Below are 12,251 nucleotides of genomic sequence, written 5' to 3' on the forward strand. Positions count from 1 at the left end.
AAACGCGCGGTAGTGTCCGATGGCCGCATGCGTTGCCATCGGACTGCACGCCGGTTATACCGCGCCTGCGGCGCGCTCGGCGGCTTCGATGGTATTCACGAGCAGCATCGTGATCGTCATCGGGCCGACCCCGCCCGGCACCGGCGTGATAAAACCGGCCACTTCCTTGACCCCGGCGAAATCGACGTCGCCGCACAGTTTGCCTGCGTCGTCGCGGTTCATGCCGACGTCGATCACCGCTGCGCCCGGCTTCACCATGTCGGCCGTCAGGATGTTGCGGCGGCCGGTCGCGGCGACGACGACGTCGGCGTTGCGCGTCTTCGCGGCCAGATCGCGCGTCTTGCTGTGGCAGATCGTGACGGTTGCGCCGGCTTCGAGCAGCAGCAGCGCCATTGGCTTGCCGACGATGTTCGAACGGCCGATCACCACCGCATCCGCGCCTTTCAGCGGGATGTCGTAGGCCTCGAACATTTTCATCACGCCATACGGCGTGCATGGCCGGAACAGCGGCATGCCGGTCATCAGCGCGCCTGCGTTGGCCACGTGAAAACCGTCGACATCCTTCTCAGGGGCAATTGCTTCGATCACCTTGTGGCTGTCGATATGCGGCGGCAGCGGCAACTGGACGAGGATGCCGTGGATCTTCGGATCGCGGTTCAGTTCGTCGATGCGCGCAAGCAGATCGGCTTCCGGCAACGTTGCAGGGTAGCGGTCGTAGGACGAAAAGAGCCCGTTGTCCTGACAGGCCTTGACCTTGTTGCGGACATACACTTCGCTTGCCGGATTGTCGCCGACCAGCACGACGGCGAGGCCCGGCTGATGGCCACGGGCGGTAAGGGCGGCGGCGCGGCTGGCGACGTCGGCGCGAAGGGTCCTGGAGAGGGCGTTGCCGTCGATGAGGGTGGCTGTCATGGTCGGTCGAGAATGGGCAGTTCGGGATGCGGGGTGCGCGACACGGTGCGTGCGTCGTGGCGCTTTTCGGCACGAAGGTGTCGGGTCGCGAAAAGCGCGCGGCACAGATTCTGCGTCGCTGCGAAGTCGGACATTATACCGTCGCCGCCCGCGCGGGCCGAGCGCGCAGGGCTTCGCCGGCGCTGGGCGCGGGGTCTTTCGGAAGGGGTGGTGCGGCTTGGGCGTGCTGAAGAGCCCGGTCCGGGTCTCTTCAGCACGCGAGGCAGGCGGGTTACTGCGGTTGCGGCTTGTTCGACAACGCGAGTCGCAGCAGATCGGCGACTGTGTTGACGTTGAGCTTTTCCATGATGTTCGCGCGGTGTGCTTCGACGGTCTTGATGCTGATACCGAGGTCGTCGGCGATCTGCTTGTTGAGCCGTCCGGCGATGATCCGCTCCAGCACCTGGTGTTCGCGGGCCGTCAGCTTGCCGAGGCGCTCCGCGGCGGCGCGCTGCTGCTGCACGCTGCTGCTTTCGCTGCGCGCCTTGTCGAGCATGCGCTCGACCAGCTTGCGCAGTTCGGCTTCGTCGAACGGTTTCTCGATGAAGTCCATTGCACCTTTTTTCATCGTCGACACAGCCATCGGCACGTCGCCGTGACCCGTGACGAAGATGATCGGCAAGGACGCATTGTCGGTGATCAGGCGCTCCTGCAGCTCGAGCCCGCTCATGCCCTGCATCCGGACGTCGAGAATCAGGCAGGCGATCTGGCCCGCGTGCTGGCCGGGCTGGTAGGCGTCGATGAACTGCTCCGCGCTGGAGAAGCACTGCACGCGATAACCGTTCGCCTCCAGCAGCCAGCGCAGCGAATCTCGCACGGCCTCGTCATCATCGACGACAAAGACGGTTTCCTGTGTGGTGACTGGGGTATTCATGTCTCTCCCGTAACGGTTTGTGGTGTCGGCGCCTCTGACCCGCCGTTGCTCGGGCCGTCCGGCTCTCCAATAGGCAGACTGCAATGGAACGTGGCGCCTGTGATGTGACCGTCGGCTTCGACGTTGTTCACTACCCACAGGCGGCCGCGATGGGACTCGATGATGGAGCGGCAAATATTGAGCCCCATACCCATGCCATCGGACTTGGTGCTGTAAAACGGTTCAAAGAGGCGCTCGGCCATCGCTTCGTCGACGCCCGGACCCTGGTCGACCACGCTGACGCAGACAAAGCCGCTGTCGAGCCGCACGACGACGCGGATCACCGGATCGACCGCGTTCGGCCGCGCATCGTGCATCGCTTCGGCGGCGTTCTTCAGCAGATTCACGAGGACCTGCTCGATCAGCACCGGGTCGACGTAGATCACCGGCAGACGCGAGCGCAGATCGGTGACGATGCGGATCCGGCGCTTGCGCGCCTCGATCTCGGCAAGGCCGACTGCATCCGCGACGATATCGGCGACGCGGGTAGGCTGGCGCTTTGGTTCGCTACGTTTCACGAATTCGCGGATCCGCTTGATGATCATGCCGGCGCGCACCGCCTGCTGGGCGGTTTTTTCGAGCACGGGCAACAGGTTGTCAGGAGTTGTCCGACCAGATTTAACCAGCGCGACGGTTCCCGAGCAATAGTTATTGATAGCGGCGAGCGGCTGGTTCAGTTCGTGCGCGAGCGAAGACGCCATTTCGCCCATCGTCATCAGGCGGCTCGTGAACTGCAGTTTTTCGTCCTGCTGGCGCGCGAGTTCCTGAGCCTGCTTGCGGGTCGTGATGTCGGTCGCGATCTGCATCTGCGCCAGATGGCCGTCCACCCACTGGATGTACTGGCGCCGCACTTCGAACCATTTCTGGATGCCCTGCACGTAGACTTCCTGCGCGTCGGCGGTGCTTTCGGTCAGCGCGGCGGCGGGCAGGCCGGCGTACGTGTCGACCATGTCGATCGAATCCGACGACGCCTGGGAACTGTCGAAGCCGCCCCCTGCCAGTTCCAGATGGCCGTCCGGGCGGATGCCGAACAGATGCCGGTAATAGCGGTTGGCGAAGAGCAGCTCGGCTTCGTCGGCGGCGAGGACGGACACGGCGGCGTCGAGGCTTTCGAGCACGGTCGTGAAACGTTCATGCGCCGCAGCGAGTTCCTCGCGCGCGCGCTTCGGCTCGGTGATGTCGGTCATCGACGACATCCAGCCGGTCTGGCGTCCGGAACTGTCGATCAGCGGTGAGACATACAGGCGCGCGTGGAACAGCGACCCGTCCTTGCGGCGCACGCGCAGCTCGAACCCCGACGACGGCGCCTTGCCGCGCAGCGTCATGTCGAGCTGGCGCTGCATTTCGGGGTACGCGTCGCGCGGCCAGTAAGGGAAGGGCGCCGTCTTGCCGTTCAGGTCGCTTTCGTCCCAGCCGGTCATGCGGCAGAAGGCGGGGTTGACGTGCGTGATGCGCCCGTGCATGTCGAGCACGCGCATGCCGATCAGCACGGAGTTCTCCATCGCGCGCCGGAAGAACGCTTCGGCATACAGCGCCTGCTGCGCTTCGAAGCGCTGGCGCGTGTGCTTCCAGAGGCTCCACAGGCTCCACAGCACGAAACACGACAGGCCGGCCACCAGCCACACGAGCGTGTTGTTCGTGAAGTTGGTCATCTGCGGGTACGCGTACACGCGCACCGACACGCCCTGGCCCGGCGGATCGAGCGGCAGGTCGTAGAACGCATCGCGCGGCAGGCGCGGGCGCGTCGACGTCGTGGCCAGCTCGTGGTTGTTCACGTCGATGATCGAGATCTTGTACTTCGCGGACAGCTCGGGCGGGATGTCGTGCTTGAGAATGCCTTCGATCGAAAACACGGCCGCAATCGTGCCGAGGAACTCACGGTCGCGGAACACCGGCGTTTGCAGCGTCAGATAACCGTTTCCGACATCGTCGTAGATGAGCGGCGAATAGACCTGGCGGCGCGTGTTGCGCGCCTCGGCGAAGGCGGCCTTCACAGCTTCGTCCATCTGCGCGTCGTTGGGTTTCGCGAGACGCTGGCCGAAGAGCGGCAGCGCGGTGTTCGGCCAGCGCGGCTGCTGCAGGCTCGTGTACCAGTTCATGTAGAGGATCTCGGGATGCCCCTGCATGATGTCCGCCGTGGACACCTGGAACGAATGCTGGTCGGCATGGCCGGCGGCGAGGTCGCGCGCCAGCGCCTGGATCTGTTCCTGGGCGCCCGTCATGGACAGGCGGATCTGCTGCTGCGCCCACGCGACGTTACGGTAGAGCGTGTCTTCCTGCTGCTGCTGTTCGCGCCGGTTCAGGCTCCACAGAATCAGACTCATGACGATCAGGAACACGAGGATCGACAGGAGCGGCGTCAGCAAATAGGAATTCGACCACCATGGTCCATGGTGCCAGCGAGACGGCGACGTATCCGCCGGCGAACCGGACGGTCGCGCCGAGCGTGCGAAAAGCCGATCGGTCAACATGGCTGGCATTGTAACGCAGCGAGTCGTGGCGAAATGACGCAAAAAATGACCGAAAGCGGCTCTAATCGGAGCAAACTAGCCGACGTATCTGCAGGAGGCCGGTGAATTCAGTGTGCGCCGCAGCAATTTACCGCATTATGAGAAATGATCTCGCAATTTGAAATTTTTGTTGCGTGGAGGTTGGCCCCCTTATTACAATCGCCCGAAAGTTGTCGCGGTCGGGCTTCGTCCGCGTCGTCTGTTCATAGAGCGTTCCCCATACTCAGGAGACGAGCATGTCCGCTGTACCCGACGAAGTGATGAAATATGTCGCCGCCGAAAAAGACGACGACCCACAGGAAACCGGTGAATGGCTGGAAGCACTGGATGGCGTGATTTCTGCGGTCGGGCCGGACCGCGCTCACTATCTGATCGAAAAACAGATCGAATTTGCGCGTGTCCACGGCGAGCATCTGCCATTCTCGGCCAACACCCCCTACATCAACACGATCCCGGTTTCACGTCAGGCAAATAATCCTGGCGACCAGGATGTCGAACACCGCATCCGTTCATACACGCGCTGGAACGCCATCGCGATGGTGCTGCGCGCGGGCAAGGACACGAACGTCGGCGGCCATATCGCCTCGTTCGCTTCGGCCGCGACGTTGTATGACGTCGGCTACAACCACTTCTGGCACGCGCCGTCGGACAAGCACGGCGGCGATCTGGTGTTCGTGCAGGGCCACTCGTCTCCGGGTGTGTACTCGCGCGCGTTCCTGCTCGGCCGTCTGACCGAGAACCAGCTCGACAACTTCCGCCAGGAAGTGGGCGGCGAGGGCATCTCGTCGTATCCGCACCCGTGGCTGATGCCGGATTTCTGGCAGTTCCCGACCGTCTCGATGGGTCTCGGCCCGATCATGGCGATCTATCAGGCGCGCTTCATGAAGTACCTGCAGGCGCGCGGCATTGCGAAGACGGAAGGCCGCAAGGTCTGGGCGTTCCTCGGCGACGGCGAAACGGATGAACCGGAATCGCTCGGCGCGATCGGCATGGCTGGCCGCGAACGCCTCGAGAACCTCGTGTTCGTCATCAACTGCAACCTGCAGCGTCTCGACGGCCCGGTGCGCGGCAACGGCAAGATCATCCAGGAGCTCGAGAGCGAGTTCCGCGGCGCCGGCTGGAATGTGATCAAGGTGATCTGGGGCAGCCGCTGGGATGCGCTCTTCGCACGCGACAAGTCGGGCGTGCTGATGCGCCGGATGATGGATGTGGTCGACGGCGAATACCAGACGTACAAGTCGGAGTCGGGCGCCTTTGTCCGCGAGCACTTCTTCAATACGCCGGAACTGAAGGCGCTGGTTTCCGACTGGTCTGACGATGAGATCTGGAACCTGAACCGCGGCGGCCATGACCCGCACAAGATCTACGCGGCGTTCCACGAAGCATCGCAGACGAAGGGCCAGCCGACCGTGATCCTCGCCAAGACGATCAAGGGCTACGGCATGGGCGAAGCCGGCCAGGCGATGAACATTACCCACCAGCAGAAGAAGATGCAGGTGGATCAGCTGAAGAAATTCCGCGACCAGTTCCGTCTGCCGATCTCCGACGACGATCTCGTCCACGTGCCGTACCTCAAGTTCGAAGAAGGTTCGAAGGAACTCGAGTACATGCGCAGCCGCCGCCAGGATCTGGGCGGTTATCTGCCGGCGCGTCGCCGGAAGGCGGAATCGCTGCCGGTGCCGGATCTCGCCGCGTTCGAGCCGCTGCTGAAGGGCACGGGCGAAGGCCGCGAGATCTCGACGACGATGGCGTTCGTGCGGATTCTCAACATCCTGCTGAAGGACAAGTCGCTCGGCAAACGCGTTGTGCCGATCGTGCCGGACGAATCGCGTACGTTCGGTATGGAGGGTCTCTTCCGCCAGATCGGTATCTGGAATCAGGAAGGCCAGAAGTACGTTCCGGAAGATTCCGACCAGCTGATGTTTTACCGCGAATCGGAAACCGGCCAGATTCTGCAGGAAGGGATCAACGAAGCCGGCGGGATGTGTGACTGGATCGCAGCCGCGACGTCGTACTCGACGCACGGCGAGATCATGATCCCGTTCTACATCTTCTATTCGATGTTCGGCTTCCAGCGCATCGGCGATCTGGCATGGGCCGCCGGCGACATGCGTGCGCGCGGTTTCCTGCTCGGCGGCACGGCCGGCCGTACGACGCTGAACGGCGAAGGTCTCCAGCACGAAGATGGGCACTCGCTCATGTGGGCCGCTTCGGTGCCGAACTGCCTGAGCTATGACCCGACGTTCGGCTACGAACTCGCGGTCATCATGCAGGATGGCCTGCGCCGCATGGTCGCTGACCAGGACGACGTGTATTACTACATCACGGTGATGAACGAGAACTACGAACACCCGGCGATTCCGCAGGGCGATAGCGTAGCGGCCGACATCATCAAGGGCATGTACGCCTTCAGGAAAGCCGACGCTGACAAGAAGGCGCCACGTGTCCAGTTGATGGGCGCGGGCACGATCTTCAACGAAGTGATCGCTGCCGCCGACCTGCTGAAGAACGACTGGGGTGTCGCAGCCGACCTGTGGAGCGTGCCGAGTTTCACCGAACTCGCGCGCGAAGGCCACGAAGTCCAGCGCTGGAACCTGCTGCACCCGACCGAAGAGAAGAAGCTCTCGCATGTCGAGAAGCTGCTGAAGGACGCGCAGGGTCCGGTCATCGCATCGACCGACTACGTCCGTGCGCTCACGGAGCAGATCCGCGCCTTCGTGCCGCAACGCTTCGTCGTGCTCGGTACCGACGGGTTCGGCCGCTCGGACACGCGCGAAAAGCTGCGTCACTTCTTCGAAGTGGATCGTTACTGGGTTACCGTCGCGGCGTTGAATGCGCTCGCAGACGAAGGTACGATCGAACGCAAGGTCGTCGCCGAGGCGCTCAAGAAGTACAACCTCGATCCTGCCAAACCCAACCCGATGACCGTCTAAGGCATCGCCCCCGAGTGCCATGCGTGCGTCTCCCTGCCTGAAAAGGCAGGGAGGCGTGCGCGGCCCAGGAGACACTAACAATGAGTCAAGCGATCGAAGTCAAAGTCCCGGACATCGGCGATTACAAGGACATCCCTGTGATCGAGGTGCTGGTGAAGGCGGGTGATACCGTCGAAAAAGAGCAGTCGCTCGTTACGCTCGAATCCGACAAGGCGACGATGGATGTGCCCAGTTCGGCTGCGGGCACGATCAAGGAAGTGAAGGTGAAGGTCGGCGACAACGTGTCGGAAGGCTCGCTGATCGTCGTGCTGGAAAGCGCTGCAGGTGGCGCGGCGGCAGCCCCGGCTGCGGCTCAGCCTGCCGCTGCGGCGCCTGCTGCTCCGGCCGCGGCGCCGGCTGCCGCGCCCGCTGCGGGCGGCGCTGTGCAGGAAGTGAAGGTGCCCGACATCGGCGACTACAAGAATGTGCCGGTGATCGAGATCGGCGTGAAGGTCGGCGACAGGGTCGAGAAGGAACAGTCGCTCGTCACGCTCGAGTCCGACAAGGCGACCATGGATGTGCCGAGCCCGGCCGCCGGCGTTGTGAAGGAAATCAAGGTCAAGGTGGGCGATGCGGTGTCGGAAGGCTCCGTGATCGTGCTGCTCGAAAGCGCGGGTGGCGCAGCTGCTGCTGCGCCGGCGCCGAAGCATGAAGTAGAGCCGCCGTCCGATGCGCCACAGGCGCCTGCGCCGGCTCCGGCCGCGCCGTCTGCGCTCGCTCAGGCCCCGCTGATTCCGGCGGGCGAGGGCGGTACACGCAGCGCGAGCCATGCTTCGCCTTCAGTGCGCAAGTTCGCACGCGAGCTGGGGGTGGATGTGTCGCGTGTGCAGGGTACGGGTCCGAAGGGCCGCATCACGCAGGACGACATCACCGCTTTCGTGAAGGGTGTGATGACAGGCCAGCGCGCGGCACCGGCGGCTGCGCCGGCTGCAGCAGGTGGCGGCGAGCTGAATCTGCTGCCGTGGCCGAAGGTCGATTTCGCGAAGTTCGGTCCGGTCGATCCGAAGCCGCTGTCGCGCATCAAGAAGATCTCGGGCGCGAACCTGCATCGCAACTGGGTCATGATCCCGCACGTCACGAACAACGACGAAGCGGACATCACCGAACTCGAAGCGTTGCGCGTGCAACTGAACAAGGAACATGAGAAGGCTGGCGTGAAGTTCACGATGCTGGCATTCGTGATCAAGGCGGTGGTGTTCGCCTTGAAGAAATTCCCGACGTTCAACGCGAGCCTCGATGGCGACAACCTCGTCTTCAAGCAGTACTACCACGTCGGGTTTGCCGCCGATACGCCGAATGGGCTCGTCGTGCCGGTGATCCGCGATGCGGACAGGAAGGGGCTCGTCGATATCGCGAAGGAAATGGCCGATCTGTCGAAGGCAGCCCGCGAAGGCAAGCTGAAGCCGGATCAGATGCAGGGCGGATGTTTCTCGATTTCGTCGCTGGGCGGGATTGGCGGGACGCATTTCACGCCGATCATCAATGCGCCTGAAGTCGCGATTCTCGGCCTGTCGCGCGGCGCGATGAAGCCGGTTTGGGATGGCAAGCAGTTCGTGCCGCGGCTGATCCTGCCGATGTCGTTGTCTTACGACCATCGCGTGATCGATGGCGCTGAAGCGGCTCGCTTCAACGCTTATCTTGCTGCGATTCTTGCCGATTTCCGGCGTGTGATTCTTTGATTGTTGCTTGGACGCGCTGGCGCTGGGACGTGGATTTGACTTTTATCCACGTCGCTCGCTGAACCTGCTTTCTCGTCGGTCAATTGGCGCTGCCCCTGTGCGGGGCGGCACCTACTTTTCCTTGTCCCGCAAGGGGACTTCCTTCGGGGCGTCTTCCAAAGAAAAGTAGGTAAAGGCCAGCTTTCAGGCCCGATGAAAACAATCTTTCGGCGGCGCTCCGTCATCAACCCGGTCAATAAGAGAAGGGGACAGTAATGAGTCTCGTCGAAGTGAAGGTACCGGACATCGGTGATTTCAAGGATGTCGATGTCATCGAAGTGAATATCAAACCGGGCGACGTCATCGAGGTTGAACAGGCGCTGATGACGCTCGAATCCGACAAGGCTTCCATCGAAGTACCGAGCGATACCGCTGGCACCGTCAAGGAAGTCAGGGTCAAAACCGGTGACAAGGTATCGGAAGGCACCGTCATCGCTATCGTCGAGTCGGCCGGTGCCGGATCGGCCAAAGCAGCGTCTGTAGAAGCCGCGAAAGAGCCTGAGAAAGCGCCTGCGCAAGCGGCCGCACAACCGGCAGCGCAGAAGCAGGCTACCGCTGCGCCGCAGGCCGGCAGTTTTTCGGGCAACGCGGATATCGAGTGCGACATGGTCGTGCTCGGCTCGGGCCCCGGCGGCTATTCGGCTGCGTTCCGCTCGGCCGACCTCGGTATGAAGACCGTGCTCGTCGAACGTTATGCGACGCTCGGCGGTGTGTGTCTGAACGTCGGCTGTATTCCGTCGAAGGCGCTGCTACATACGGCCCTCGTTATCGATGAGGCCGAAGCGCTCGGCTCGCACGGCATCACGTTCGGCAAGCCGCAGATCGATCTCGACAAGCTGCGCGACTTCAAGTCGGGCGTCGTCAGGAAGCTGACCGGCGGCCTCGCCGGCATGGCGAAGATGCGCAAAGTCGAAGTCGTAACGGGCACCGGTACATTCGTCGATCCGCACCATATGGAAGTGCAGACCGAAAGCGGCAAGAAGGTCGTCAAGTTCAAACAGGCGATCATCGCAGCCGGTTCGGAGGCCGTGAAGCTGCCGTTCATGCCGGACGATCCGCGCGTCGTCGATTCGACCGGCGCGCTGGAGTTGCGCCAGATTCCGCAGCGCATGCTCGTCGTCGGCGGTGGCATCATCGGTCTCGAAATGGCAACCGTGTACGCGACGCTCGGCGCGCAGATCGAAGTCGTCGAAATGCTCGACATTCTGATGGCAGGCGCTGACCGCGATCTCGTCAAGGTCTGGGAGAAGTACAACAGCAAGCGTTTCGCGAACGTGATGCTGAAGACCAAAACGACCGGAGCCGTCGCGAAGGACGACGGTATTTACGTGTCGTTCGAAGGCGAAAAGGCGCCGGCCGAAGCGCAACGTTATGACCTCGTGCTCGTCGCAGTGGGACGCAGCCCGAACGGCAGGAAGATCGGTGCGGAGAAGGCGGGCGTTGCGGTCACGGACCGTGGCTTCATCGAAGTCGACAAGCAGATGCGCACGAATGTGCCGCACATCTTCGCGATCGGCGACATCATCGGTCAGCCGATGCTGGCGCACAAGGCCGTGCACGAAGCGCACGTCGCCGCGGAAGTGGCGCACGGCGAGAAAGCGTACTTCGACGCGCTGCAGATTCCGTCGGTGGCGTACACGGATCCGGAAGTGGCATGGGCCGGCAAGACGGAAGACCAGTGCAAGGCCGAAGGCATCAAATACGGCAAGGCGGTGTTCCCGTGGGCCGCTTCGGGCCGTGCGATTGCCAATGGCCGCGACGAAGGCTTCACGAAGCTGATCTTCGACGAGGCGACGCACCGCGTGATCGGTGGCGGCATCGTCGGTCTGAACGCTGGCGACCTGATCAGCGAAGTCTGTCTGGCCGTCGAAATGGGCGCGGACGCGACGGATATCGGCAAGACGATCCACCCGCACCCGACGCTTGGCGAATCGATCGGTATGGCTGCCGAGTTGTATGAAGGCGTCTGTACGGATCTGCCTCCGCAGAAAAAGAAGTAACCCCCGCAGGGGACAAGGCAAAACGGCGCGCCCTTGATGGGGCGCGCCGTTTTTTTCGGCTGGGATGTAACGGCAGACCGGTCAACCGCCAGGAAAGCCGGCCTGACAGCCGACAAAACCGGCGCTCCAAAAAAAGAACCCGGCGGTGGCCGGGAAAACGATACGCACTGTTCGAACGTATCGGAGCGTCGGGCCACGCAGTGGCCGCGTTACACGGCGAACTGCGTGGCGCTGTTGCTTCGTCTGGAGGTTACCGACGTCCGTTTAGCTTAAACAGCCTTCTTGGCGGAGCGCGATGCCTGCGCTGCTGCCTGGGAGGCAGCCTTCGACGCGGCGGTAGCCGCTGCGTTGAAGTTGCTTTCAGCGATTTCGACGGCTTGCTTCGTAGCCTTGTGGACCGTTTCGTACGTGGTGTTGGCGGCGGTGATGGCCGACTTGATCACAGCGACAGCGGTTTCCGAACCGGCCGGAGCATTCTTCGCGACGTTCTCGACGAGCGACTGCACCTTGCGGTTCTGCTCTTCATACTGTGCTTCAGCGACGCGGGCAAATTCAGCTTGCGTTGCCGATGCGATTTCATACACGTGACGGCCGTACGACAGGACCTTTTCAGCCACCGGTTGCGCGAGGCTGGCTTGCAGCGTGAGGAGTTCCTGCGCGTCCTTCACCGAAAGAGCACGTTGTGCATTTTCCTGGCTTTCCGCGAGCGTCGACTTCACCACTTGCAGGTTCAGTTCGACGAGCTTTTCGACGCCTTCGAACGCCTTGGCCGTCAGGCCAAACAGGGTTTCGAGGTTGGTTTTTTGTGCTGCGGCGATTTGCTCAGGGGTCAGCAGAGTCATGTTTACGCTCCTGGAATACGATCCGTCTGGTGCAGACCGTGTTGGGTTAATGGCAAAACCAGTCAACTACACAATCGGTAACGATGTTTTGTGCATCGCAACAATGGTTACCATTTTAGGACAGCCGTTTTGAATGTCAAGCACTTTTTGTGCGTCGCACAATAGCGAGAAATTATCGATGAAACAACAGGTTATGAAGTACCTATGACATTGGGATGACCGCGCCGGAAAAAGTCGTCGCACCGCGCTGGTGCGCGAAATGCTGGCTCCCGGCGCACTGCCGCGGGCGTATTGCGATAGGGAAGCAGGCCAGCCTGGAGGCCGGAAATCGTCAAGGCAAGTAAA

The 12,251-nt window shown here is 62.3% G+C and carries 7 protein-coding genes; 3 read left to right on the forward strand and 4 right to left on the reverse strand.

Features of this window, described 5'->3' with window-relative positions; translation table 11 throughout:
• Positions 1-54: 54 nt before the first annotated feature.
• The 3 genes from folD to fixL all read right to left on the reverse strand — a co-directional run bounded on the left by folD (position 55) and on the right by fixL (position 4,335).
• The gene (gene folD / locus P3T23_RS20720; protein ID WP_429318006.1) at positions 55-912 is read right to left on the reverse strand and encodes a bifunctional methylenetetrahydrofolate dehydrogenase/methenyltetrahydrofolate cyclohydrolase FolD; all 858 of its coding nucleotides are present in this window, start codon (positions 910-912) and stop codon (positions 55-57) included.
• Between the two features lie 271 nt (positions 913-1,183).
• Positions 1,184-1,825, reverse strand: a complete 642-nt coding sequence (fixJ, locus tag P3T23_RS20725; protein ID WP_133662726.1) for an oxygen response regulator transcription factor FixJ — start codon at positions 1,823-1,825, stop codon at positions 1,184-1,186.
• Positions 1,822-4,335, reverse strand: a complete 2,514-nt coding sequence (fixL, locus tag P3T23_RS20730) for an oxygen sensor histidine kinase FixL (protein ID WP_429318007.1) — start codon at positions 4,333-4,335, stop codon at positions 1,822-1,824. The genes fixJ and fixL overlap by 4 nt, the downstream gene beginning before the upstream one ends.
• 275 nt (positions 4,336-4,610) lie before the next feature.
• Between fixL and aceE the strand changes: the two genes are divergently transcribed.
• The 3 genes from aceE to lpdA all read left to right on the forward strand — a co-directional run bounded on the left by aceE (position 4,611) and on the right by lpdA (position 11,064).
• The gene (gene aceE, locus P3T23_RS20735; RefSeq protein WP_429318008.1) at positions 4,611-7,307 is read left to right on the forward strand and encodes a pyruvate dehydrogenase (acetyl-transferring), homodimeric type; all 2,697 of its coding nucleotides are present in this window, start codon (positions 4,611-4,613) and stop codon (positions 7,305-7,307) included.
• Between the two features lie 80 nt (positions 7,308-7,387).
• Positions 7,388-9,025 (forward strand): dihydrolipoyllysine-residue acetyltransferase, encoded by a 1,638-nt coding sequence (gene aceF, locus P3T23_RS20740; protein ID WP_429318009.1) that lies wholly within the window; start codon positions 7,388-7,390, stop codon positions 9,023-9,025.
• Between the two features lie 254 nt (positions 9,026-9,279).
• Complete coding sequence (lpdA, locus tag P3T23_RS20745) at positions 9,280-11,064, forward strand: dihydrolipoyl dehydrogenase (protein ID WP_429318010.1); 1,785 nt, start codon at positions 9,280-9,282, stop codon at positions 11,062-11,064.
• Between the two features lie 269 nt (positions 11,065-11,333).
• Here lpdA and P3T23_RS20750 read toward each other — a convergent pair whose 3' ends face one another.
• Complete coding sequence (locus tag P3T23_RS20750; RefSeq protein ID WP_429318011.1) at positions 11,334-11,906, reverse strand: phasin family protein; 573 nt, start codon at positions 11,904-11,906, stop codon at positions 11,334-11,336.
• Positions 11,907-12,251: the final 345 nt, after the last annotated feature.

The organism is Paraburkholderia sp. GAS448 (assembly GCF_050435685.1).
Classification (GTDB): domain Bacteria; phylum Pseudomonadota; class Gammaproteobacteria; order Burkholderiales; family Burkholderiaceae; genus Paraburkholderia.